The organism is Nostoc sp. 'Peltigera membranacea cyanobiont' 213, from assembly GCF_002245975.1.
Taxonomy (GTDB): Bacteria; Cyanobacteriota; Cyanobacteriia; order Cyanobacteriales; family Nostocaceae; genus Nostoc.
The window spans coordinates 16,092-40,092 of the sequence record NZ_NOLI01000043.1; the positions used below are offsets into that span (position 1 = coordinate 16,092).

Below are 24,001 nucleotides of genomic sequence, written 5' to 3' on the forward strand. Positions count from 1 at the left end.
TCATCGAGCGTCTTGCATTCTGACCGGAGGCGGAGCGTCTCCAGCTATTTGCTCCTGAATTCTGGCTTCTGAATTCTTCAATTAAAGTTTATGTGAATTTCCTGAAAAAGCTTTGCTTTACAGGTATAAAAATTCTACACTACTTGTGCAGAGTGTCGAATGTTAAATGTTTATCGGAGAAATAAGATCGTGACTATTGCAAATGTCCTCAAAAAGTTATCAATGGCTTCTCCTTTGATATTGGCAACAGTTTTAGTTTCTGCACCATCTGTATACGCGTCTGAAGCGATACAGAGTTTGACGGGTGGAACTAACTTCACATCTGTTAATAATACAAATCAAACAATCGGTTGGTCATTTACTGCTAATGACAACCTCTCAGTTACTGCATTAGGTTTTTACGATCAAACTCCTGGGAATCCTCTATCACAATCCCACTTGGTTGGTTTGTGGACATCGGACGGGAATTTACTAGCCTCAACAACTGTCCAAACTACCAGTCCACTAACTGGAAGCTTTCGTTACGAGGATATTACATCAGTCAATCTTCTTGCTGGAATATCATACGTTATTGGTGCAGCAATAACTAGTCCATTTACTGATATTTATAATATTCCCGGAGTTGTAAATACGGCTCCAGAAATTACTCTCACCGGTAGCGCCAGAAATGGTACATCCCAAGGGTTTAGTTTTCCTTCAACTCTAACAGCCGGTAACGGTAGAATTGGCCCTAATTTCAAATTTGACGTAGTTACCCAAGCTGTTCCCGAACCGACTTCTCTCATCGGTATCTTAGGCTTAGGTGCTTTCGGTATCACCTCTCTTCGCAAACGTAAGCAACTAGTTACAGAATAAACGAACGGACAGTAAATAGAACTTTATGTGTTTCTTTGCCTCTCCCTTGCGCCTGCGCTGGGGGAGGCGCTTAGAACTCTTGGGTGTAGGTAGTTCGATGGAGTCAGGGCTTACTACCAAATTGAGACAACTTAGTTCAAATGTACTCACGCTTGAAAAAAGTGATGGGTTTTTTTAGTCTTTTTTTATAAAGTATATAAAAACATATTAGGTCTACTGTATTTTTGGTTTTTGATTTTTGAATTTGAGTGAAGTGGGATAATCTCAAAAATTTTGAATTTTGATGAAAAAGACACTTGCTGGGTTAGGAAAGCTAAACAAATTTATCGCCATCAGCCTATCGGTGCTTCTGTCGATTTTCTTAGTGCGTATGGAATCTTTGGCGCATCGGGAACTCAGTCCGCCAGAATGTCGCGTGAAAAAGTGGGATATACCAGTATCCTTTACACAAAAGCAAAAAGCACCATTAATCGAGAGACTACCAGTTACTTGTTGTCAGAACGATCGCTCTTGTTTAGATGAAGTAATCTATGGAGAAATATCAGAGAAAAAGGCACTGATGAGTGCGATCGCTCGCAGTCTCCAATACCTGCAAACTGCTAATGCTGCGACTGCTTATCAAAACTATCCTGTGGCTGGGATTACCCGCGATCGCGTCTTCAAAAGCTTGAAAAGATTCCGCGAACTCCTACTCACAACCAATTCTGCAACAGAATTACATCAAGCCATTGAGCGGGAATTTGTTCTTTACCAGTCAATTGGTAAAGACACTAAAGGTTCTGTTTTATTCACCGCCTATTATGAACCACTTTACGCAGCTAGTCGCGTCCCCACACCAGAATATCGTTATCCTGTTTATCGATTACCTCCTGATTTAAACTCCTGGTCTAAACCACATCCTACCCGCTTAGAGTTAGAAGGAGCAGATGGTTTACAAGCTGTAAAAGGTAAATTGCGAGGATTAGAATTGTTTTGGTTGCGCGATCGCCTTGAACCATATTTAGCTCAAATTGAAGGTTCAGCGCGACTTCAGCTTGCCGATGGGACTCAGACAGCGATCGGCTATGCTGGCAATAACGCTTATAATTACAAAAGTCTAGGTCGAGAATTAGCGAATGATGGCAAATTACCGCTTGAAGGGATGACGATGCCAATTATTCTCGATTATTTTCAAAAGCATCCCCAAGAATTAAATATTTATATTCCGCGCGATCGCAGCTTTGTTTTTTTTCAAGAAAATCACGGCGAGCCAGCCCAAGGTTCGATCGACGTACCCCTAACAGCAGAGCGTTCTATCGCTACAGATAAATCTCTCATGCCTCCTGGTGCTTTAGCGTTGATTCGTGCTTCTCTTCCCTTTCCTAATCCTACCGGAAAAATGGAGGAGCGCATCGTTAGCCGCTATGTTCTTGACCAAGATACTGGAGGTGCAATTAAAGGTGCAGGTAGGGTAGATTATTTTTTAGGGACTGGGAAATTAGCAGGCGATCGGGCTGGTGTCACAGTCAGCAATGGACAATTATTTTATTTATTACTCAAGTCCAAGAATTAAGCCCACTCGCATTTTAATACTAAGATTCCCGAATTCTCTAAAAAAATCGGGAATCTTAGCATTTCAGCGAAAATTAAACGCCTGCTGTACAGTAATTACGAATTACGAATTACGCTTCTATTTCCATATCAGAATCGTCATCATCATGATCGTAAGGAATATCGTCAAGGTCGATCATTTCTGAAATTTCTTCTACTTCATTTAGATACTCAGATTCTTGATGTTCGCGCTCGATTAGACGACCAGTTGACTTTAGCCATTCTAAAAGAATAAATTCATTACTTGTACGAATTACAGGCGCTCGTTGGTTACGAGGTTCTTCACGCAAAGGGCTGATAGGCATAAAAAAGGCTCACTTTGAATTATCGGTAACAGTACAAAAACACAAAAATTGTACATTAAGCTTAAAAAGCTTGTTATACAAAACTTTTCGTAACAGACGAAATATGAACTATTGAGTTTTTTATTCTCTTGTCCGTCTACTTACCATTAAAATGTCTTTGCGTCAGTCTTAATCATAAATCTTCAAGCGAACACAATCTTACAAAGCATTTGGTAGCTTGGCAAGAGTTTCGTACATATCAGAGGGCAATGCAGACAATCTGTTCGCTACAGCGACTGCATCAGCTAAGTTGCTAAATTGACACCGGACAATTTCTTGTCCATTTCCTGAAGGGAATCGTTTCCTAGCTTTATTAGATACAGCACAAATAATCGCTAAAGCTTTAGCGAACCCGTCTTTTGTCAATATTGTTTCTTTTGCGAACCCTTCAACAGGAATAAGGCAAACCTCAAACCGATAGCCCGGTCTGGGAGAAACAGCTATGTCGATATAGGGTTTATCTTCTTTTCTGATTCTGCGTAAATATTGGGCTGTCGATTGAGTATCGTGCAAATCAGTCCCAAGGGCATAAGTAAAGAAACAATCTTCTGTGAGGGACTCAGGACGGGTAATTATATCCGTTGGCATAAGTTCAAGTACTATCTGTATGTTGTCTGGATTTGTGACACACTAAACTTGTCTGTTCTTTTTAGCACATTTTTTGAAAGTGAGAGGTATTAGTTTCACGCAAGGTACTACACTACACTTCTGTTCGCTAAAAATTTAAATTTTCGCAATATTTAAAGACTCTCATCTTTAAAAGATAAATTTTGCAATATAAACTGACACAAAACACCTCCAGAACCCAAGTTTGTAGAGATTTAGATTCGGAGAAGCCTCTAGATAGTCAGTTACATGACCGAAAATATTTCTCAACTATCTCATTATAACATAGTTGACGATTGAACTTTTTCAACTATGTATGACCCTATGGATGTTAAGCTACCACAGCAGTAAGGTTGTATTCCATTCTGACTTTTAGATAATTAAAGATACAGAAGATGAATAGTTAGTGCGATCGCAGCATCTTATAAAGTAAGGTGGGGACTGCTTTTGGTTCGCTTAAATCTTTATTTTAGCTTGTAGTCAGTGCCCAACCCCAGATGCTACCACGCAAAAATGCTAAAGACGAACAAGCCGATGGTAGTTGTGAGATTCATCCATTGGCGATGCCAATACTCCTTTGTTCACCTTTTTTGATGGTTAAAAATATTCAACAGACTATCTGGATTTGAATTAGAAAAATTGATAGAATACTTAACTTTATCTTTTAAATATGATGTTTATCCGCATATTTTCTCAGTAATATTTTTTAAAAATTTAGGGTATTATTACAAGCTATTGATATAGATTGCCTAAATAAAACCCCAAGATCCTAAACATAATCTTGGGGCATAACTTTCATGCCCTTGTCAACATTTTTGAGAGACAAGGAAGATGAATACCAAAAACGGTATTCACGCAATTATGGAGCTGGGTTAAAAGTAGTATCTACGTAAGTGTTTACAAGGGTTCGAGCCTGATTTTTAATGGTATCAGGCAGAGGCGCATATCCACGAGCTATAGCTATAGAGTTTGGGTTGGTTGTCACATCTGCTGGTGCTGGAACAGGTGGTACTCCTAAAGCCCAGTTGATGAATCCTTTAATACCAGTTGCTATGCTAGCATTTGCGTATTTATCATAAAATAGCAAGTAGCTTGCGGTAACAATCGGATAAGCAGTTGCGCTGGTTGGATCGGTGACTACGAGTTTAATCCGCCGAGCATTTGTATCTTGGTCAGTCGCACCTACAAAAGCATTGGAAATTGTAGTTGTTGAGATGGCAGTATAAGCAAGTGACTTGTTCTGTAAGACAGCAGCTTGCAGACTATTAGCTAACCGCGTAGCACTATCCACATAACCAATTGCACCAGCAGTAGCTTTAATCTTGGTAGCTACACCTCCACCACCTGAAGCAGATTGGAAAGTAGTTGGCCAAACAACTGTATTAGCTGGTAGTGGATTGGGTATAGTGGCGGAACTAATACTTTTTTCACCAACCCCTCTGTTCCATGCAGCACCAAATGCTGCCTTCAGATGACTGCTTAAAGCAAAAGTTGTACCACTACTATCACTACGATAGATTACAACGATGGGCTTATTTACTGAAATGATTGCGCCACCGTTATCCGCCTTAATTTTGGGATCGTTCCAATTTGTGATTGTGCCGTTAAGAATACCCAGATAAGTAGCTCGTGAAAGCTTAATTCCAGCTGCTGGTACATTTAGACCACTGGGGTTGTAAGATAACGCGATTCCGACACTTATCACAGGTATTTGAATGTATGGAACTGGGTTTTGGGGCGTACCTGCGGGGGTGGGAACATCGTTGGGACTGCCAGTAACTCTTTCTGCGCCTGTTAGGGGAGCGTCAGTAGCTGCAAAAGAAACTGGGGCGTTGATTGTAGCACCAGTCGCAGGTGGTGGGGTTTGAGTCAGAAAAGATGTTACTCCTGTACCACTACCAACCGAAGCATATCTAAATGTGACGCTCGTATTGACTGGGCCATAGGTTCCGTTGGGAAATCCGGCTATGGCTGGGGGTACATTATTGTTTAGGGTTGGAGGATTTCCAACGCCGTAAGCGTTAAACCATGAGCCTTTTGGGGCAAGAGGATAGGTAGTTCCTGTACCAACAAACAAAGTATTTACACTGCTTGCACCTGCACCATTTATGGAGGTTACTCCAGTTGGAGGAGGAGTAGTGGAGGTCTGAGCTAGAGATTTCTCACTAACAGATTGACCTGCTACTAAACCAATTGTTATAGCAAGTACAGAAATTGAACTTGCCAAAGAGGTCAATTGACGATCGCGATAGAAAACCATGTCAAGCTCCTTCAAGTTAATTTTAGGATGTTAAACCCTAATAAATCTAAGTCAATTGTCAAACTGGTAATTATAAATAACCTTCTCTAATCGCAAAGAATTACATTAAAAAGGTTATTTATCAATCAAAAGCTTGCATAAACAATTGAAGAGTGTAGAGAAAGCAAAATATTAGATATCTTGAGTGTATTTAACTATTGGTAATACACCCCATCACATAATTTTTGCTATTGAAATACTCTCCGCTTATAAAGTAAGTTTGTATAAGTAAATATTCAATGCCTTTAGTATAAGGGAGTAGTTAATAGAGATTATGAATTATGCCTCAAGTTCAATTATTAATCTCTTATTTACTCTTAATAAAGTCATGTTTTATTTTACAAATTTACTTCATTCAAGATGGCATTTTGATCCGAATTACGAAAATTATTTTCTTTAATGTATATGCACAGCAGTTTGCGACAAACTACCGCTATGGTACGAAATAAAGAAAATTAGTATTTCATAAATCTTTCAGCATTGCTATAGCTAATAGCTGTTAAATTTTGCCAACAAAATCAACAGTATAGCTTTAAGGTAAAGCTCAAATCATGATTACATTATGGATTGATTAAGAAAAACAATTAGAATAATTTATTGAATCTATAGCTGTTTTGAAAGTAGTTTTCGTATAGTTTTTATTAATTTAACCAGAGGAAAATATGAAAGTTTCACTTATATACTAAGTAGTGTGATTTGATGTCTCTTCGCCCAGTATGTCGTACCCATAATTATTTGCGTAAATAAGCAAGAGGCAAGAGCCAACAGAAAAGAAGGTTCTTTGAATTGTAATAAGTTTTTGAAAAATGAAATATGAGTCTTATCGGATTACTATTTGATTTTTGAACAAAATTAGATATTGTAGGGTGTGTTAGAACGGAGTTCATAACGCACCATGTGTATTACTGAAGGCAAAGCCAATGGGAGCATCCCAATTTGGCAAAAATATACGTAACTGACACAAAAACCCTTTTAAATCCTCTTCCTTTGTGTCCTACCCTGCGGGAAGCCACTCCGCGTCTATGTGTCCTTCTCTAAGGAGACGCTGCGCGTAGCTTGCTTCCCCGCAGGTGTATGCGGTTCGTTTTTTATCCTCCGCATTAAATAAGTATTAATGTTTTGTTAACTTAAATTAATACGAATTTATGTATAGTATAGAACTTTGCTGAACTTTATAATTTAAGGATAAATTAAGTGTTAAATCATGTAAAATCATGATAGCTGTAAAATTTTAGACAACCAACACTCAAGTACACCATAGGAAAATTAGCAAATGTCTAGACAAAGTTCTCACAAGAGAAACTTTTTCAAAGCTTTAACTGGTAGCGCTGTCAAAGGATCTCATAAGTTAAGGCTGGGATTGGAATCCAGCTTGATTATTTTGGTTGAATCTGTACCTTTTTTGATTGCTTGTGCTGTACTTGTAAGCGTTATTAGCCTAAAAAGTCCTATCCTGCTTTTTTGTTTACTGGTTGGTAGTTTAATTGCAGTCATCACCCAGCAAGTTGGGCAGCAGTTGAATTTACCCAGGCGATCGCTAATACTATTACAAATTTTAGCAGCAGCGATCGTTCTGAGTTTATATTGGTTAGACTGTTTTGCAGCCCCTGCACAAGCACAGTTTTTTGGAGAAGCTGAAAAGTTTTTCAAAAAAACCTTAAGTGATGGTTCTACAACAAATAGTGGTGGTAGCAACACAGCAGTAAGTTTGATATTTAATGTGTTGCGGGCAATTTACTTACTCTATATTGCAATCTCCCTGGTTGGCGTGATTAACGCAGTGCGGAAAGATGAAGATTGGCAAAGCATCGCCAGGACTCCCCTATTAGTGGTTGTTGCTGTTACTATTGCTGATGTACTCACACGCTTTGTAATTGGCGACAGCAGTAAATAATTCAGATATTTCAAATGTCTCAAGAGCGGGAACAAGAATTTCGTCCAGTTAATCAGGTTCTGGGAAGCCAACCTTCGTTAGGGCCAATTCCTGCCGACCAAATTCTTCCTTGGACGGTAATTGCCCTAGCCTCCTATTTTATTATTAATGGAATTTTTGGAGGTCTTTTCCAAGAAGAATTTCAAAAATGGTTGTGGACAGTACTAATTACTGGTTGGGGAATAGGAACTTGGTGGATTTTAACTGGTGGTAGGAGTTGGAGTTTTTTAAGTAAATTTATTGGCGTTCCCGCTTGGACAAGAGGCTTTGCTCGTTATCAAAGCTTACTGGAAGTTAACCATGAAGCAAAAAATCGGAAAACAAAGCGTCGGCATCGCCGGAAGTGAAAGTAGATTAACACCATTTGAAGATGCCTTACACCTGGCAACAATGCTACGTGTCGCCATGAATGGCCGCGATATTGGCGCGTATTTATTGACAAAAGGTACTCAAAAAGACCGATTTTGCTTTGTTTTTGGTTTTGACTGTAAGGGAATTCATACTACCTTAAGACCCGAACAAATCGATACACTTTTTAATAACATTGAAGCTGGATTGAAAGATATCCCTAGCGGTGAAAGAATGACACTGCATTTGGGATCTTTTAGTTCCGATAAAGAGCGCCAAAAAGAATTAGCATTACTAATCAGAAATGCGCCGTCACGAGATATTAAATATTTGTTGATGGCTGAAAGAGCCAGAGTCAAAGAACTGACTATTTCTGGTGTTCGGAAGCCGAAATTTTTGCGAATTTATGTCACTTACACTATTGAATCTAACTCGCAACATGCGGATGATTGGATAGAGAAGCTCTTAGTCAAAGCTGAATCATGGTGGTTGAAATTCAAAGGTGAACTCTCAGAAGTAGAAAACCAGCGGATCGAAACCCTAATCACAAATGCTTACAAACAGGGTTTTCTGCGCTGGGAACAAATTTTATCTAACCAAATGGGGTTGGATGTCAAACCTTTGACAGCGAATGAACTCTGGAAAGAGGTGTGGAAAAGGTTTAATGATACAGAGCCAATAGATATTCCCCAGTTGATGACTTTAGATGAACAAGGACTGCACGAGCAAGTTAATTCAGATTTAGCTAGTACTAAATTGCTGATAGACAATATCCACGGCACAACTCTGCTGATGGAGTCTAGCGTACCTTGTGCCGACCGTCGCTGGGTTAATGTTAACAATCGTTATATTGGCGCACTATCATTTCTCGAAAAACCGGGAGGTTGGCCAAATAAATCTTCCCAACTGCGTTATTTATGGGAACTGTTGGCCAGAGAAAGAGTAGTAGATACAGAAATTTTTTGTGAGTTGACTGCCGCAAATCCGGCAATGGTGAAAACTACTCTGCAACGAGTGCTGAAGCAGTCAAACATGACGACAATCATGGCTCAAGAAAAAAGTAAAACTATTGATGTCAACGCTCAATTGAAGTTGAAAAAATCGGTAGCAGCACAAGAACAATTATTTGAAGGTGCAGTCCCGATTTATACGAGTATTGCTATTTTGGTACATCGTCCCACTGTCGAAAAATTAGATGAGGCAACAAGGTATATTGAAAACTGTTTTCAACGTCCAGCAAGGGTAATTAGAGAAACTGAGTATGCTTGGAAAATTTGGCTACAAACTCTACCAATAGTTTGGGAAGGTTTGTTAGCTACACCCTTTAACCGTCGCCAGCTATATTTAACAAGTGAAGTTCCCGGATTAATGCCTTTAGTTTTAACTAAACGGGGTGATAAAGAAGGTTTTGAATTGATTGCAGAAGAAGGTGGAACACCCGTACATTTAGATTTGTTTAATCAACACAAAAATTTAGCTTTATTTGCTACAACTCGTGCTGGTAAATCGGTGTTGGTATCAGGGATTTTAACTCAGGCTTTGGCGCATGGCATTCCGGTAGTGGCGTTAGATTTCCCTAAACCTGATGGCACATCAACTTTCACAGACTATACAGAGTTTATGGAGGGGAATGGAGCCTATTTTGATATTTCCAAACAGTCGAATAACTTATTTGAACAGCCAGATTTACGATCGCTAGATCCAGAACAACAACGCGATCGCTTCAACGATTATACCGCCTTCCTAGAATCAGCGTTAATGACAATGGTTTTAGGATCGTCCACTGAAAGTCAAATTTTATCGCAAACCGTGCGATCGCTGCTCAACTTGGCCCTAGAAGCCTTCTTTACAGATGAGGGCATCAAAGAGCGATATCGGCAAGCGATGGCGGGAGGATTTGGCACTCTTGCTTGGCAAAAAACCCCTACCTTAAAAGATTTTCTCTATTTCTGTTCGCCAGAACACTTGCAGCTAGAGTCTTTAAGTGGCAGAGTAGAAGACGCTCTCAGTCAAATTCAACTACGCTTGCGGTTTTGGCTTTCTAGCCGTGTGGGACAAGCTATTTCCGCACCATCTAGCTTTCCTACCGATGCACAACTTTTAGTTTTTGCTCTCAGGAACTTATCAGATAGTGAAGATGCAGCCGTACTATCTCTGAGTGCCTATTCAGCAGCATTACGACGCGCATTAAGTAGTCCAGCTTCTATATTCTTCATTGACGAAGCACCAATTTTATTTGAATTTGAGCAAATTTCCGACTTAGTTGGTAGAATTTGTGCTAACGGCGCTAAAGCCGGTATCAGAGTTATCTTATCAGGACAAGATCCTGACACCATTGCCAAATCTAAAGCTGCATCTAAAATTTTGCAAAACTTGACAACACGATTGATTGGACGCATTCAGCCAGTTGCAGTGGATAGTTTTGCAGACATCTTAAAATATCCCCGTAATATTATTTCTCGTAATGCCTCAGAAAGCTTTTTCCCACGCAAAGAAGGCGTTTATAGCCAATGGCTGTTAGATGATAACGGTATTTATACATTCTGCCGTTATTATCCAGGTTACGAACAATTGGCAGCAGTTGCGAATAACCCATCTGAACAAACTGCGCGGAGCAAAATGATGCAAGTTCACACAGATAAATATGAAGCTATTTCTGCATTTGCCCGTCAGTTAGTGGCTAACTTACGCAGTAGTTAATCGGGTTATATCAAGTGAGTGATTTAAAAAGTTATAAATCATACTTTAAAAGCTAAATTTCTGATTCACTACTTAATGTCGTCTACCTTTTTCAGGTACAGATGTATGCGAAAAACTACTATTTTTACTCTTACATTACTATCCCTGGCAATCATCCCAGCAATGGCACAAGTTCAAACGAACGGATTAGGTGAGATTTGGACTGATTTTCAATCATATTCCACAGATTTGCAAAATTACCTTCAATATAATCTGAGCGATAACTTAAAGCCTGTAGAAATACAAAGTCAAAATGCTCTGAATAATTCTAGGGGAGAATTGAACATACCTAACCCTGTAGCGGCTGGACAAAAGGTTCGTGATGATTTAATCCTCTACTCGAAATCAGGCCGTTTTGATAATAATTCCGCAGTGTGGGGAAACTTAGTTAGTAATGAATTAAATCGTGTAATAACCCGCGGAATAGCGGCGGGTGTTCTTGGTGAAAAGGGACAAATTCGGTCAAAAACGAAGTTAGAAAATATTCAAAAATCTCTTGAGATTGTTACAAATACAAATGGTAATTTAGATAACGATATTACTAACTATACTAATAAAGCTACAACACTTATTGGCGGCAGTGGTACCGGTAACACTGCTATAAGCATCGCAGAAGCATTACTAACTCAGGGTTTAGCAACATTGCTAACTACTAACCAAGAAACACTTAAAATCCAAAAAGAGCAGATAAAAATTGTTGGAGAATCATACGCCAAGTCTACGCAATTAGAACAGGCTTTCCAATATTCCAACTTAAACTTGGCAAATATTTCTCAACAAGTAGAAGAGGCAAATCGCGCTCAGAGAGTAGAAACATCTACGGAAGCGGCGCGACTTTTACGAGCTACTTCTCAGTTAGATTTATTTGGAAGAAAAATTAATAAGTAAGATTTTAAGAGATAAATTTATAATCTTTAATCTGCTTTCCAAAATTTTGATACTTGTGACAAACCCAAAACAAATCTAAAAAACAGTTTGATAGTAGCGTGATAAGGCTTAAATGGTGTAATGACTCAAGGTTAGTAAGAGATATTTAGCTCTAATAAACCATAAATGTAAGGCGTGATTTTAGTTCTTCCACGCCACTAATAAATCTCAAAAAACAGCTAATAAACTAAAAATGCAACTTGCTATTCAACTAATTTTTGCCCAAGTAGGCATTGATGAGGTTCTCGATAATGGTGCCGCAACCTCCCAAAGTATTGCCGAAGGTTGGGATAAACAATGGCTGGATTTATTACAAAATAATACTAGTAATAACTTGTATGGAGCGCTAACGAATCTGGGTATTTTTTTTGCAGTAGGAACCCTGTTATTTTTTATGCTACAATTCCTTAAAGATTTAATATCCTACGAATATAGCCGTCCAATATCAGCTTTAATTTGGCCTTTTCTAGTAGTGATTCTATTAAGTAATTCAGGCAATGGAAGTATACTTTCTAGTCTGACATTGGGAGTGCGGAATTTTTTAAACACTGTGAATCAGCAAGTAGTAGTATCGGCAGATGCAGATAAAATATACCAGCAAGCACTGAATATGAGTATTGCCGAAGAAGTAGCTGGTTCTTTGCTGCGTCCTTGTCAATCACTGACAGGAGAACAACAAACTCAATGCTTTGTCAAAGCTGCTGAAAAAGTCAATGTTCTCTGGCAGAAATATAGAGATACTTATGGAAATAAAAGCTGGATAATTAGACTACAAAATAAGGTAGATAATATTAGATATGGCACTGGTCAGGTATCAGAAACGTCATTTAATTCCTTGTTAGGTTCTACAGTTCAAACGAGTATCCAAAACTTTTTGGTTTCCTTACAATATGCCTTTCAGAATTTGATAGAAGCAACTATGTTGCTAATAGCAGCTTTAGGGCCAATAGCTGTAGGCGGGTCTTTACTACCTGTAGCGGGGAAACCAATCTTTGCATGGCTAACCGGATTTTTATCTATTGGAATCGCCAAGATTTCATTCAATATTATTGCTGTGTTGACTGCCGCAGTTATTGTCAATGGGCCGGGTCAAGATGCTAATGTTGATCCAGACTTAATGTGGTTCATTATTTTTCTGGGAATTTTAGCACCAATTTTATCGTTACTTGTGGCTGCTGCTGGAGGTTTTGCAGTCTTCAGTGCTATCAATAATACGGCTTCTATAGTCAAGGAAAGGATATAAGGAATGGAAAATCCCAAAAGAATAATCTAGTATTGGCTAGTCTCCTGACTGCTAAATATATGCAAATTATTATATATAATAGCTGAAGTTTTTTTGGAGGAGGAGATGAGTAAATGGTGCGTTTACTAGAAAAAAAGCAAAGAATAGGAAGTGTTTTGACAGTTTTTGCCATCGCTACCTTCAGTTTACATATATTAGTTTTACTTTTCTTCATATTTCAAGGCATAAATATTCGCCAACTCAGTCTGAGAAAACCTCCCAACTTTGTGCAATTAATAGATGGTAAACCAGTAGCTAATATTGATGATTTAGAAAGAGAACCAGAAGCAATTCGCCGATTCATCAGCAAAACGATGATATCAATGTTTAGCTGGTCTGGAATTTTACCAGCACAAACTATCGAAGAAGTTGCCAACCCAAAAGCAGATTTAGGAATTCCGATTAGAACACCCCAAGGTAGTAGCCAAAAAATTAGTACCAGCAGTTGGATAGCTAGTTTTGCCTTATCAGAAGACTTTCGCAAAGGTTTCTTAAGCACAGTTGCAGAAATGACACCGCCAGAAGTTTTCTCTGAAAATCCCAGCCTGGTTATGACATCACAATTAGTTATTAAGCGAGTTTATCCACCAAAACAAATTGCCCCAGGTAAGTGGCGAGTAGGTATGGTAGCTGACTTAATTCAAAAAAAACGAGTTGGTGATGTAAAACTCATAACTCCTTTTAATAAAGATTTACTTGTTCGGGCAACAGATTATTTTGCCAACCCACAAGTCGGCAATAGTACTATTTTGCAAAAAGCTATTTATAGTACCCGATCTGATAAATTAGAAATTTATGAAATTCGTAATTTATGCTTGCTAGATGACTACAATAATCTGAATGAAGAGAGCTTGAAAGAATGCGGCAGTAGAAGTGGTGGCTTTATAAGATAATCAATTTCTAATTTTATTGATAATAGTTAAATCTTAATATAAAATAATAAATTCTTAATGCAGTTACTTAAACCAGAAAATAAGAAAAATAACCCTTTACCAGTCTTAGCAGTAGGAACATTTGGTTTACATCTGTTTACCTTGCTATTACTAATATTTAACGGGTCTATGTTACAACAGTTAGGTCGGCAACTTACACCTCAAAGTTTAGTACAACTTGTTGATGGTCGCGTTATAACAGTAGACCCACAACAAAATTTAGAGCGACAACCAGAAACGATTCGGCGCTTTGTGGGTGAAACTATGAGCTTAATGCTTACTTGGTCGCAGCAGCAGCCGCCAACAGAGGTCTGGGAAGTTAGTTCCCAACTGGTAGCTGATGATTTTAAACAAAAGCTTAAGTCAGAAATTACTAATTTAAATCCAGATAGCCAATTTGAAAACGTTACTAGAGGAAACGAGAATGTATTAGTAATACAAAAAGTTTCACAACCTACCAAAATAGGCGATGGAAAGTGGAAAGTGGAGATCCTCGCCAATCAATTAGTTTTTAACGGTTATGATAAGTTGGGAAAATCAGTTTCCTTTAATAAACAAATTTTAGTTAGAGCTATAGATGAACCAGCAACTTCACTACCAAATGCAGCACTACCATTGCACTTCGCAGCTTACCGCCTCGGTGAAGCTAGGTTAGAAATTTATAATGTCTGTGAAATTCAAGATAAAAATTGTTCTGGGAATCCCAACCAAGCTCTACCATGACTAGATATTCAATTCCCGCAGAAACTCCTCCACAAAATCTATTTACTCTAACTACCGACGATCGCCAACTACAATCTGTAGAATCTTTTGATTGGGAATCGCGGATGGCAAGGTTGGTGGGCTTTGAAGAAGAATCTTCTTCTGGCTATAGCGAAGTTTCAGAAGACTCTGCAACGCCGCCAGAATCGCTTTCTCAACCACAAGAAGTTCAGACTAAGGAACCTCTTTCATCTAACCCCTTTGCAAAATTAGGTTTGGTGGGGGCTGGTACCTTAGCTGTAGTTTTGGTGGCTGGTTTGTTTTTGTCTCAGTTGATGAACACTAGCAGTCAAAAACCAAAAAATATTGTTTCTCCCCAAGCGCGATCGCAGCCAATTAATGAATCTAGCTCTCAACAGCTAGCAAACGAAGTAGATACTCTCAAAACTAAATTGGCCCTAACTGAACAAGCAGAGTTAGTGAAAGCCGCCCAACAAAATCTCAGAATGGCAAAACCAACGCCTACAGTAGCCGTACAACCAGAACCGTTAGTTTCTTCCAGAGGTAGACAGAGAGTGATCCCAACATCCCCACCAATAGCTTACGTGCCTCGGACAGTCACAGTTGAGCGCATTGTTAAAGTGCCTGTTTCTCAACCTTTGCCAATAGCCCAGCTACCAGTTGTGAAGCCAGACACTCAACCCGCAGTCATTACAACTCCACCACCGCCACCAAGCGCACTTGAAGAATGGGCAAGGTTAGCAAAATTAGGTAGCTACGGTCAAGTAAATGTCACCGAGCAACCTAATAATGTTGCAGCTACTTATGCACCTCCAAATGATAGCCAGGTGCAACGACAGCCGCCAAACCCCAATCCCGAACAAACGCCAAACCCCAATCCCGAACAAACTCCACAACCAGAAACTCCTGCTCCTGTGGTTAGTCAAGCGCAACAGCAGGGACAAAAATCTGTAGCAGTAGGAACCAGCGCCAAAGCTGTTTTGGCAACCGCGATATTTGGAGAAACTACTAAGTCAACCAATGGGAATGATGCAGGTGAAGGGAAAAACGTCTTTGTGATCCGATTGAAAGAACCGCTAAAATCTACCGATGGTGCGATCGCTCTACCTGCAAACACCGAATTCTTAACTGAAGTTCGTTCTCTTTCCGAACAAGGTTTTTTACAGATGAATGTAGTCAAAGTTGTCTCGCAAAATAATGGCAACCTTACAGAAAGAAGCTTACCCACCAATGCAATTATTATTCGCGGTACTCAAGGTAAACCTTTAATCGCAAATAAATTTCCCAGTCAAGGTTCGTCTATAGCATCAATGGATGCAGGATTATTCGTTTTGGGAGGTATTAGCAAAGCCGCAGAGTTAATAAATCGCAGTGACACCGAACTCCAACCACTTATTTCAACAGTTACCAACGCCGACGGCACTACCAGCAGTAGCAGCCAACTTACAACTGTGACTACCAACAGACGCAACCTTGCAGCTGGTGTTGTAGAAGGTGGTTTGAACTCTGTAGTACCCCAAATTGCCCAACGCAATCAACAGGCGATCGCTCAAATGTCACAACAAACAAATGTTTGGTTTTTGCCAGCTGGTACAAATATTGAAATATATGTTAATCAAGTGACTCAGTTTTAGGAGGTAGGATTTATACCAATTTTAGATTGTTGATTGGGTAATGGTAATTGGTAATAGTTTTCTTTCTCTCTCCATCGTCTCCACTTGTTTTATCTACCAATGTCCCCCATTTGCAACGATGAAAAAGAATACTAACTTGTCAGGAAATACGCTAAATAATTCTTATTTCCTACCTATAGCTTCCTTAATTTTCTCGGTTGCTATATTGTTATTGGCAGGTCGGGCTGTAGCTAATAACGCCGTTCTCCGTTCCATCTTTTCCTGCCAAGCGCAAGGCTTAGGCGGACTAATACCTACAATTGATGTTTCGTATCAACAAGGAACAAACTTAAGCTTTATTCCGGCTGGAGAAGTAATTAAAAAAGTTTGGTTAAACGATCCATCACAGGTAACTATGGATTTTGATGGCCCAGTATGTATGCAGTTTGGTTCAAAACCTGATAATAGTGCAGGAGATTGTAAAAACTCAGCAGCGAATGTTATTCAACTCAGACGAATTAAAAAACTGGATATTCCTGGGCTTCCAACCACTAGCAATACACTTTTAACAGTTGTTACTGAAGCGCAAGGGAAAAATAAGTTGTATACTTTTCGAGTGATGTATGGAACAGATAACCCTGAATATCACACTTTAGCTGTTTTTCCCGATCCTTCTGGTAAAGAAGCCTCTTGTGTCAGAGTTTCACAATAAACTTCTAGTAAAAGTACCCCACAGGGCGACGGAAGTCACTCCATAACAAGCGCAGGGTAAACGCTAGAATCTAACTGTATTGGCTTAATCAGCCGTTCCCAACTGCCATCTTTATAAATCTTCAGACAAAAGATAACCACAGATTCCAAATCTGTGTAAATATAAAGAAAAGCTTAAGAGGTTACAGACTCATGGTGACTGCCAAAATGATGCAACAGCTTTGGACTGTAATCGAGTCTACCCAGGTCAACACCCTGCTCCATTTTGACGATGCAGCTTTAGTACAATTGCTTCTCCAGCAGTTAAAAGCAAAGCAGGTAATTGATGCCCAGGCAGATAGCAGCCTCAATACTTATATAAAATCTAAACTGCCTCTTATTCGTGATACGGCTGAAGGCCGGTTATCCTTCGGGCAAGGCGGCAATCATTAGCACGAGAAATCGATTGCTCACTGCCAAGCATACGCTCAGAGTTCAAACAGTTGAATATTATGAATCACTGGCTAGTAATTGCCCTAGTAGCTTATCTCATTGGAGCAGCAATTGAAGGGGTAACTACAGCCAGTCAGCTATCTCGTTCAGTACCAGAACTAGCTAAAAGTACACAAGAACGCCCTTCCGAATCTCCCACTGATCCTAGTTCGAGTTGGCGAGTTGTGGCTGCCGTCGCCTCAGTAAGTATTTGTGGAGCTTTTTTCTGGCCTTGCCGCCTTGTCCACCGTTTAATTAAAGGGAACGTTCATTCCTAAGCTTAAACCTGGCTGAACAAAAAATATATTTGCAAGTAGTAAATTAAGCTGGTTGTTCTGGTTCCGTCGCTACATTTTGCCCAATTTTTGGCTCAGTACCAGCAAACAGTCGTTCAATATTAGTGCGATGGCGCAAAATCACATACAATCCACCGGCAATCCCAAACAGAATATAGGGTAACGGCTGATGCAAAAATACCATGAAAATGGAAACTGCGATCGCACCTGCAATTGAACTCAAAGAGACAATCCGCGATATCGCCACAACAACGGCAAACACCCCGGCTGTTGCTAAACCTACCTGCCAACTCATAGCCAACAAAATCCCCAAGCTGATAGCAACAGATTTACCACCCGTAAAGCCCAAAAAAATCGATTTACTATGTCCCAAGATGGCAGCTAACCCAGCTAAGGTTACAACACACGGTTGCCACAGTTGTACATCTACCGTTGGAGGGATAAAATTTTGACTAGAAGCAAGATTGAATAACCAGTAAACTAGAGCGATCGCTAATACTCCCTTTAAGGAATCAAGTACTAAAACGAATGCTCCTGGCCCTTTCCCCAAGGTTCTTAGCACATTAGTTGCGCCAGTGGAACCCGAACCAATTTGCCGAATATCAATACCCTTTAACTGCTTCACAGCAATGTACCCAGTGGGAAAAGAACCCAAAAGGTAAGCTATAAGTACAATTACGCCGCACAGAGTTAACCAGATAGCCATAATAAAATTTAAAAATCTAGAGAAATACCTCTTAATACCATTTCTTTTTGAAGATGCGCCTATAGAGGCAATTCATGAATTGCCCCTACGTAAATACAGTCCAGTCTCACATCAAATTGCTATGACTAATGAATGACTCGTTTAAAAATCATCATCATAGTTTCTCACGGTTTTGGGATCGGGAGCAAAAGCCAACCACAAAGGAAATTGCAGTAGGGACAAACTGATTTGCTCCTCTGAGTCGTCAATGATAATTAAAGGCAGTTGATTGGCTTTCGTCAATCGGTCTGCTTTCTGAGCCAGAGCATCAGATGCCTCAAATAATACCACGCCTCGGTCTGGGCCGAAATCTGGGCGACCGATTCCCAGACAGTCTTGCAAGCCGCGCCGCCATTCACCTAATCGCTCCGGTGTATTAGCTAAGACTAAAGTACGAATGCGATCGCCATACAGCTTGTGTAATATCGAAATTGCAGATGAGGCAATCAGAATATTTTGTAAGCGGCTGCCCATTGTCCGCAAACCACCCCGTCCCCCTTGGGTAAAAAACCAGTTAGAAACTCGTTCTGCGTGGATTGGTTCAAAGGTACGGCGTAGTTGCCATGCTGGGCCGTAGTAATCGGGTTTATTGCGGTATTGGTCAATTAGGCGGCGAATTTGCTTTGTAGTATCTTGAAACTGCTGTTGGGCAAATTGCGGTATTCCAGGTTGGGGTTCAACTGGTTTAGCCTCTTTGGCAGATGGTTTTTCTCGTTCCACCACAGTTGGTGTTAATTGCAACTGTTCAGCTGCAACGGCCAAATCCTGTAAGCTACCCGTGAGATAGTCTTTAAAACCCTGTACCCGAATTGCTAAGTCTTGGGATGTACCAGCAAAAGTGGTTCGCATCTCGTTGCGGATACGTTCTTGACGACGTTCTAGTTGTTCTACAGAAATTTGTAGGGTTTGTTTGCGTTGTTCTAACTGCACCAGCGACTCTTGCACGAGTCGTCCCAGTGAAGTTTGAGTTTCACTCACTTGTACCTGAAGGTTTTTGTAAGAAGCTTGCAGCATGGCTATTTCTGACTTGAGGGCTACTTCAGCGCTCTGCAACTCTGCCACTCGCTGCTCTGCTTCTGCATATAATAAAGATCCTATTTCTGACCCCAGTGCGGTATTTTCCGGTTCCGACTGCGCCACAAACTCGCCATTTGAATTTTCTGTTAGCTCTACTGTAGTATCTACCACTTCTGCATTGGAGATGAGTGGCTCAAAAGTTGCGTAGTCTTCTGATGAGCTAACGCCTCCTGTTTCTCCCACTGACTCAACAGATGGATTGACTGGATGTTCAACTGCATTGTTCTGTTCTTGTGTTTCTGCCAACCGCTCATCAATTGGTTCTGGGGTTTGAGATGCCTCTGGGTTCATAAACAATAGTGTAATTCCTATGATGCGAATAAATAGCTTTCAGAAATATTACAATTGACCGGCTATAAAAGTCGTGAGTAATGAGTGCTGAGTTATGAGTTTAGATCGAAACGACTCAGCACAGATGGTACTCATACCAGTTCTTTATGAAGCTGCATAAAATCAACTTTGGTAATATTTGGGGATTTTGCCCCAAGTTCTGGATAAACCTCAGATTTAATCAGTATCCGCACTAAATACGCGGACAACGTTGTTCTAAGCAAGTTTTCAAGGTGTTAGGGTCAAACAAAATCGGCAAAAAGTGAATACTTTTAATTTCTTTAAAGTAAAACAGGATAGGGACTCCATTCCAGAAAATCCGCCAGTTTTGCCATTCCCGGTAAGGAAAGCGCCGAATTAATTTTTCGCCTCTGTAAATATCTAAGTCGGTGACGGTAAATTGCAAACGCAGCGTTAACGCCTGAAACATGAGAAACAAACCAAATAGTGTGAAAATGGAGCCTACCCACGGTTGTACCAACAGTAGTGGAATAGCGGTAATTACCAACACTATAGGTATGTTGTAACTAGGCTTTAGTTCCACAGTTGATGTGGAGTTAGGAGCAAATGAACTGGTCACAGTCTTAAATCCTGCTTTATTTAGTAGGCATATCTCCTATTTTAGGAGTCAGGAACTAAGAGTGAGGAATTCGGAGTTTTAACTCATAACTCTTAACTCCTGCACAGACGCGATTGATCGCGTCTCTTTTATAAGCCTTTCAAGAATGCACTGCCAAGCCCTTGAAACATTAACCAAGAAAGAAAGAAGTTGCTAACAAATATAATCAGTAAGGCAGTCACAACAGCAGTTGTGGTTGACTGTCCTACACCTTTGGCTCCTCCTGTTGTCGTCAACCCCCAACTGCAACCAATTACGGCGATTAAAATTCCAAAGCAACACGCCTTAATCATCGCACTCAAGATATCCCAGATGCCAAGAAAGTTACGGGCTGAGTCTATAAATACCGTATCAGATAGGTTGTAGACACTTGTCGCAATTATGAATCCTCCGAACATCCCTGTTACCAAAGATAGGAGGGTTAAAATTGGTAGCATTAAACAGCAAGCAAGAACGCGGGGAATAACTAGGTAATCGATTGGATCTGTTTTTAACATCAACATGGCATCGATTTGTTCTGTGACTCGCATGGTACCGATTTCGGCTGCAAAGGCAGAACCGACTCGTCCCGCCAAAACCACTGCTGTTAACACGGGAGAGAGTTCTCGTGTCAACGCTACAGAAAGCACTCCGCCGATAATGTTTCCTGCGCCAAAGTTGATAAATTCCCGCGCCACCTGAATGGTAAACACCGCGCCGACGAAAATAGCCGTCAATAGGGCAATAAATAGGGAATCGGGCCCAACTGCTGCCATTTGTTCCAAGGTGTTGCGCCGATGGATTTTGCCTCTCAATAGGTGAACTAGGACTTGCCCACCCAGAAAAATCGCCGCCAGCAATCGCTGACTCCATTCTCCTAAACTGGATTTGGATGTAGTCTGGTTCAATGTTCTGTAGCTAACTCGGTAACTGCCTTAAGAATAGCGGAAGTCATTGGGATAGGGAATGGGGGATTGGGGATTGGGATTGATTATTTCTCCCTCCTCCCTCTTGCTCACAATGAGGGTGATTATTAACTTAGATTAAAGATGCTCTCAGAAAATGAAGCTGTTATTAAACGTACCGCAAGCCAATAATATAGATGCTAACTTAGTTTTAACCTTGATTTTGCAAGGCTTTTAGAGATTTAATTCATTTTATTATATCCCCAGCACGGGCTGTAACGAATAGCCGTTTCTTTTAATGAAAACTTAAGATTTTTGACAAATTGTCTGCTTAGGAGCGATCGCACGTATTGTAGAAAATGACAAACCGCTATCTAGCTATTGTCATCTCTACTCACGGAGTTTGTCGTAAATGACTATTTTCATTAACTTTCTCCGCTCTTTACTACTTACAATCATTTTTAGTTTTGTCGCTCCCATCTTCCTAGTTGGCGGCGGACTGCTGTTTCTATCCCTCATCGGTTCCTTTCCAGGTTTACAAGAGTTAACAGAGGCGATCGCTACTCAGATTATGCACTTTCTTGCCATCTTTGGCAGCGGAACTCCCCTACATGGATTATTTGTCATTAGCTTAACCTGTAGTTTTGTCGGGGCACTGTTTGATACGTATGTTTGCTATCGGTATCAAATTTTACGAATAAACTCCTGAATAGTGTAAATAGCTTCGTCAGGTATTCATGGGCTGTACAACACAGGAAAAATTGATATTTTCCAAAGTGAAAGTACTACTGGTCTTAACCTAAATAGGGATTAGTGTTGCTAAATGAATTTTTATTAATTAAATTGAATACCGAAATTATTAATTAAATACTTATTGTTAATTAGTTATTAGTTATTAATTACTGAGGATTTTTGCATGGGCGCGATCGCAGTCAAGCAATCCTAAAACAGTCAAAAAGCTAGTATACTAAGGGCTTTGAAACTTTGAATTATGCAAAACAGCTAAAATAGTCTGTGCTAAACCACCATGTTGGACGCTAAACTAGAGTTTGGCATTTTGTATTGACTGCAATTTTTCAGGAATTTATTAGTATTCATCGAGAATATCAAATAAAACTCACTGCAAAAGATAAAAACTTCCTTAAAATCCTGATGAGCAAAATGCCTGCTCATGTTTCTTAACAGAGCAAAGGAGGTCGTCTGACCTGTAGGGATCTTATATTGAGTTTATTACGAGGTATGTTTACAGCTCATGGTTTGGCCGTTTAAGCCCAAGTTTAGAAAACAAATTGCGCGGATTGAAATTACTGGTGCGATCGCCAGTGCTACTCGCAAACGCGTCCTAGAAGCCCTGAAAACTGTAGAAGAAAAAAAGTTTCCGGCATTATTGCTACGTATTGACAGCCCTGGCGGTACAGTCGGAGATTCTCAAGAAATCTACAGCGCCCTGAAGCGTCTGCGCGAAAAAATTAAAATCGTCGCAAGCTTTGGCAATATTTCGGCTTCTGGAGGTGTCTACATCGGCGTGGGAGCCGAATACATCGTTGCTAACCCAGGTACAATTACGGGTAGTATTGGTGTGATTTTGCGCGGAAATAACTTGGAACGCTTGCTAGAAAAAATTGGTGTTTCCTTCCAGGTAATTAAGTCTGGCCCTTATAAAGATATTTTGGCTTTTGACCGGCAGCTGACTAAACCAGAAGAAAACATCCTGCAAGAGTTGATTGACACAAGTTATCAGCAGTTTGTCCAAACGGTAGCTGATGGCCGTTCTTTAACAGTAGAAGCTGTGAAAAGTTTTGCCGATGGTCGGATTTTTACTGGACAGCAAGCCCTAGAGTTGGGCGTTGTAGACCGCCTGGGCACAGAAGAAGATGCCCGTCGGTGGACAGCAGAATTGGTTGGACTCGATCCAGAAAAAACTCTCTGCTATACCCTAGAAGAACGTAAACCTTTATTGAGTCGTCTTCTACCAGGGAGTCGTCAGGTTTCATCAGGAATTCGATCTGGAATTGGTTGGCTCGAATTTGAAGTGTCTACAAGTGGTTTACCGTTGTGGTTATATCGTCCCTAGCTTGAGTTAGGAGTTAGGAGTGAGAAGTTGAGAGTTTTAACTCCTAACTCCTAACTCCTAACTTCTAACTCCTAACTTTATTGTTTTTAGGAGGATTTTGGCGTGGAGTGGCAAATGCGTGCTATTCGTGGAGCAACAACTGCTTCAGAAAATACTGTTGAGGCAATCCGAGAGGTGGTGACAGAACTACTAGATGAATTGGAAAACCGGAATCAATTCCAGCCGACGGACATGATTAGTGTGACTTTTTCTGTGACACGCGATTTGGATACTATTTTTCCGGCAGCGATCGCCAGAGCGCGTCCAGGTTGGGATAATGTTGCTATGTTAGATGTGCAACAAATGCACGTTGAAGGTAGCTTACAGCGCTGTATTCGGTTCTTAATTCACGCTTATCTGCCAGCCTCCGCCTCAATTCATCATATTTATTTACGCAACGCCGCTAGCTTGCGTCCCGACTGGAGTTTGCCTCAGCCTTTACAAGCATCAAAGCCAGCAGTTAAGTCAAAAGTGTAAATTATTTAAGAAAATTCATACTGAAGGGAACAGGGAAAACTAAGTCGCCTGCAAGGAGCGGAGTTTCAACCTACCCTGCAATATAAG

At 40.3% G+C, this 24,001-nt stretch carries 24 protein-coding genes; 17 read left to right on the top strand and 7 right to left on the bottom strand.

Translation table 11 applies throughout. The annotated features are described in order from the left end of the window. Nucleotides 1-189: 189 nt before the first annotated feature. Nucleotides 190-855, top strand: a complete 666-nt coding sequence (locus tag CDG77_RS14200) for a DUF4082 domain-containing protein (protein WP_190233978.1) — start codon at nt 190-192, stop codon at nt 853-855. Between the two features lie 283 nt (nt 856-1,138). Then, complete coding sequence (gene mltA / locus CDG77_RS14205) at nt 1,139-2,407, top strand: murein transglycosylase A (protein WP_094330006.1); 1,269 nt, start codon at nt 1,139-1,141, stop codon at nt 2,405-2,407. Nucleotides 2,408-2,516: 109 nt separating this feature from the next. On the opposite strand, the gene CDG77_RS14210 is transcribed toward mltA, so the two are convergent. Beyond that, nucleotides 2,517-2,750, bottom strand: a complete 234-nt coding sequence (locus tag CDG77_RS14210) for a DUF3134 domain-containing protein (protein ID WP_094330007.1) — start codon at nt 2,748-2,750, stop codon at nt 2,517-2,519. Nucleotides 2,751-2,948: 198 nt separating this feature from the next. Beyond that, nucleotides 2,949-3,377 (bottom strand): hypothetical protein, encoded by a 429-nt coding sequence (locus CDG77_RS14215; protein ID WP_094330008.1) that lies wholly within the window; start codon nt 3,375-3,377, stop codon nt 2,949-2,951. A gap of 515 nt (nt 3,378-3,892) precedes the next feature. On the opposite strand from CDG77_RS14215, the gene CDG77_RS38525 reads away from it, so the two are divergent. Then, nucleotides 3,893-4,024, top strand: coding sequence for a hypothetical protein (locus CDG77_RS38525; RefSeq protein ID WP_258169648.1), 132 nt, complete (start codon nt 3,893-3,895; stop codon nt 4,022-4,024). Between the two features lie 230 nt (nt 4,025-4,254). On the opposite strand, the gene CDG77_RS14220 is transcribed toward CDG77_RS38525, so the two are convergent. Beyond that, on the bottom strand, nt 4,255-5,655 hold the full coding sequence (locus CDG77_RS14220; protein WP_094330009.1) for a substrate-binding domain-containing protein: 1,401 nt from the start codon (nt 5,653-5,655) through the stop codon (nt 4,255-4,257). A 1,312-nt stretch (nt 5,656-6,967) separates the two neighbouring features. On the opposite strand from CDG77_RS14220, the gene CDG77_RS14225 reads away from it, so the two are divergent. The 11 genes from CDG77_RS14225 to CDG77_RS14275 all read left to right on the top strand — a co-directional run bounded on the left by CDG77_RS14225 (nt 6,968) and on the right by CDG77_RS14275 (nt 17,651). Next, a complete protein-coding gene (locus tag CDG77_RS14225) occupies nt 6,968-7,588 on the top strand; it encodes a hypothetical protein (protein WP_094330010.1) in 621 nt (206 codons plus the stop codon). 14 nt (nt 7,589-7,602) lie between these two features. After that, complete coding sequence (locus CDG77_RS14230) at nt 7,603-7,974, top strand: hypothetical protein (RefSeq protein WP_094330011.1); 372 nt, start codon at nt 7,603-7,605, stop codon at nt 7,972-7,974. Then, on the top strand, nt 7,928-10,675 hold the full coding sequence (locus CDG77_RS14235) for a hypothetical protein (RefSeq protein ID WP_094330012.1): 2,748 nt from the start codon (nt 7,928-7,930) through the stop codon (nt 10,673-10,675). The genes CDG77_RS14230 and CDG77_RS14235 overlap by 47 nt, the downstream gene beginning before the upstream one ends. A gap of 105 nt (nt 10,676-10,780) precedes the next feature. After that, nucleotides 10,781-11,602 (top strand): hypothetical protein, encoded by an 822-nt coding sequence (locus CDG77_RS14240; protein ID WP_094330013.1) that lies wholly within the window; start codon nt 10,781-10,783, stop codon nt 11,600-11,602. Between the two features lie 232 nt (nt 11,603-11,834). Further along, nucleotides 11,835-12,884, top strand: coding sequence for a hypothetical protein (locus CDG77_RS14245; RefSeq protein ID WP_094330014.1), 1,050 nt, complete (start codon nt 11,835-11,837; stop codon nt 12,882-12,884). A 113-nt stretch (nt 12,885-12,997) separates the two neighbouring features. After that, nucleotides 12,998-13,816: a hypothetical protein gene (locus CDG77_RS14250; RefSeq protein ID WP_094330015.1), complete on the top strand. Its 819-nt coding sequence runs from the start codon at nt 12,998-13,000 to the stop codon at nt 13,814-13,816. A 57-nt stretch (nt 13,817-13,873) separates the two neighbouring features. Continuing rightward, on the top strand, nt 13,874-14,578 hold the full coding sequence (locus CDG77_RS14255) for a hypothetical protein (protein ID WP_094330016.1): 705 nt from the start codon (nt 13,874-13,876) through the stop codon (nt 14,576-14,578). After that, nucleotides 14,575-16,212, top strand: a complete 1,638-nt coding sequence (locus CDG77_RS14260) for a TrbI/VirB10 family protein (protein WP_094330017.1) — start codon at nt 14,575-14,577, stop codon at nt 16,210-16,212. Before CDG77_RS14255 ends, CDG77_RS14260 begins: the two co-directional genes overlap by 4 nt. 118 nt (nt 16,213-16,330) lie before the next feature. Next, nucleotides 16,331-16,903: a hypothetical protein gene (locus CDG77_RS14265; RefSeq protein WP_094330018.1), complete on the top strand. Its 573-nt coding sequence runs from the start codon at nt 16,331-16,333 to the stop codon at nt 16,901-16,903. Nucleotides 16,904-17,094: 191 nt separating this feature from the next. Further along, entirely contained in the window at nt 17,095-17,334 is a 240-nt protein-coding gene (locus CDG77_RS14270; RefSeq protein WP_094330019.1) for a hypothetical protein, read from the top strand. Nucleotides 17,335-17,393: 59 nt separating this feature from the next. Next, nucleotides 17,394-17,651: a hypothetical protein gene (locus CDG77_RS14275; RefSeq protein WP_094330020.1), complete on the top strand. Its 258-nt coding sequence runs from the start codon at nt 17,394-17,396 to the stop codon at nt 17,649-17,651. Nucleotides 17,652-17,694: 43 nt separating this feature from the next. Here CDG77_RS14275 and plsY read toward each other — a convergent pair whose 3' ends face one another. The 4 genes from plsY to CDG77_RS14295 all read right to left on the bottom strand — a co-directional run bounded on the left by plsY (nt 17,695) and on the right by CDG77_RS14295 (nt 21,327). Further along, complete coding sequence (gene plsY / locus CDG77_RS14280; protein ID WP_094330021.1) at nt 17,695-18,375, bottom strand: glycerol-3-phosphate 1-O-acyltransferase PlsY; 681 nt, start codon at nt 18,373-18,375, stop codon at nt 17,695-17,697. Nucleotides 18,376-18,516: 141 nt separating this feature from the next. After that, nucleotides 18,517-19,782 carry a DUF3086 domain-containing protein gene (locus CDG77_RS14285; protein ID WP_094330022.1) on the bottom strand — a complete coding sequence of 422 codons (1,266 nt, stop codon included), beginning with the start codon at nt 19,780-19,782 and terminating at the stop codon, nt 18,517-18,519. A gap of 232 nt (nt 19,783-20,014) precedes the next feature. Continuing rightward, nucleotides 20,015-20,401 (bottom strand): DUF3119 family protein, encoded by a 387-nt coding sequence (locus CDG77_RS14290; RefSeq protein WP_181154312.1) that lies wholly within the window; start codon nt 20,399-20,401, stop codon nt 20,015-20,017. Between the two features lie 128 nt (nt 20,402-20,529). Then, nucleotides 20,530-21,327 carry an MlaE family lipid ABC transporter permease subunit gene (locus tag CDG77_RS14295; protein WP_094330024.1) on the bottom strand — a complete coding sequence of 266 codons (798 nt, stop codon included), beginning with the start codon at nt 21,325-21,327 and terminating at the stop codon, nt 20,530-20,532. Between the two features lie 409 nt (nt 21,328-21,736). Here CDG77_RS14295 and CDG77_RS14300 point away from each other — a divergent pair, with 409 nt between their 5' ends. The 3 genes from CDG77_RS14300 (at nt 21,737) to aroH (ending at nt 23,914) form a co-directional block, all read left to right on the top strand. After that, nucleotides 21,737-22,033, top strand: a complete 297-nt coding sequence (locus CDG77_RS14300; RefSeq protein ID WP_094330025.1) for a hypothetical protein — start codon at nt 21,737-21,739, stop codon at nt 22,031-22,033. Between the two features lie 543 nt (nt 22,034-22,576). Next, the gene (gene sppA, locus CDG77_RS14305) at nt 22,577-23,398 is read left to right on the top strand and encodes a signal peptide peptidase SppA (protein ID WP_094330026.1); all 822 of its coding nucleotides are present in this window, start codon (nt 22,577-22,579) and stop codon (nt 23,396-23,398) included. 102 nt (nt 23,399-23,500) lie between these two features. Beyond that, nucleotides 23,501-23,914: a chorismate mutase gene (gene aroH, locus CDG77_RS14310; protein ID WP_094330027.1), complete on the top strand. Its 414-nt coding sequence runs from the start codon at nt 23,501-23,503 to the stop codon at nt 23,912-23,914. Nucleotides 23,915-24,001 lie beyond the last annotated feature (87 nt).

Bases quoted from the DNA above. Each gene is read 5' to 3' on its own strand.
- mltA (WP_094330006.1), top strand. From the start codon at position 1,139: ATGAAAAAGACACTTGCTGGGTTAGGAAAGCTAAACAAATTTATCGCC.
- CDG77_RS14210 (WP_094330007.1), bottom strand. From the start codon at position 2,750: ATGCCTATCAGCCCTTTGCGTGAAGAACCTCGTAACCAACGAGCGCCT.
- CDG77_RS14215 (WP_094330008.1), bottom strand. From the start codon at position 3,377: ATGCCAACGGATATAATTACCCGTCCTGAGTCCCTCACAGAAGATTGT.
- CDG77_RS38525 (WP_258169648.1), top strand. From the start codon at position 3,893: ATGCTACCACGCAAAAATGCTAAAGACGAACAAGCCGATGGTAGTTGT.
- CDG77_RS14220 (WP_094330009.1), bottom strand. From the start codon at position 5,655: ATGGTTTTCTATCGCGATCGTCAATTGACCTCTTTGGCAAGTTCAATT.
- CDG77_RS14225 (WP_094330010.1), top strand. From the start codon at position 6,968: ATGTCTAGACAAAGTTCTCACAAGAGAAACTTTTTCAAAGCTTTAACT.
- CDG77_RS14230 (WP_094330011.1), top strand. From the start codon at position 7,603: ATGTCTCAAGAGCGGGAACAAGAATTTCGTCCAGTTAATCAGGTTCTG.
- CDG77_RS14235 (WP_094330012.1), top strand. From the start codon at position 7,928: ATGAAGCAAAAAATCGGAAAACAAAGCGTCGGCATCGCCGGAAGTGAA.
- CDG77_RS14240 (WP_094330013.1), top strand. From the start codon at position 10,781: ATGCGAAAAACTACTATTTTTACTCTTACATTACTATCCCTGGCAATC.
- CDG77_RS14245 (WP_094330014.1), top strand. From the start codon at position 11,835: ATGCAACTTGCTATTCAACTAATTTTTGCCCAAGTAGGCATTGATGAG.
- CDG77_RS14250 (WP_094330015.1), top strand. From the start codon at position 12,998: ATGGTGCGTTTACTAGAAAAAAAGCAAAGAATAGGAAGTGTTTTGACA.
- CDG77_RS14255 (WP_094330016.1), top strand. From the start codon at position 13,874: ATGCAGTTACTTAAACCAGAAAATAAGAAAAATAACCCTTTACCAGTC.
- CDG77_RS14260 (WP_094330017.1), top strand. From the start codon at position 14,575: ATGACTAGATATTCAATTCCCGCAGAAACTCCTCCACAAAATCTATTT.
- CDG77_RS14265 (WP_094330018.1), top strand. From the start codon at position 16,331: ATGAAAAAGAATACTAACTTGTCAGGAAATACGCTAAATAATTCTTAT.
- CDG77_RS14270 (WP_094330019.1), top strand. From the start codon at position 17,095: ATGGTGACTGCCAAAATGATGCAACAGCTTTGGACTGTAATCGAGTCT.
- CDG77_RS14275 (WP_094330020.1), top strand. From the start codon at position 17,394: ATGAATCACTGGCTAGTAATTGCCCTAGTAGCTTATCTCATTGGAGCA.
- plsY (WP_094330021.1), bottom strand. From the start codon at position 18,375: ATGGCTATCTGGTTAACTCTGTGCGGCGTAATTGTACTTATAGCTTAC.
- CDG77_RS14285 (WP_094330022.1), bottom strand. From the start codon at position 19,782: ATGAACCCAGAGGCATCTCAAACCCCAGAACCAATTGATGAGCGGTTG.
- CDG77_RS14300 (WP_094330025.1), top strand. From the start codon at position 21,737: ATGACTATTTTCATTAACTTTCTCCGCTCTTTACTACTTACAATCATT.
- sppA (WP_094330026.1), top strand. From the start codon at position 22,577: ATGGTTTGGCCGTTTAAGCCCAAGTTTAGAAAACAAATTGCGCGGATT.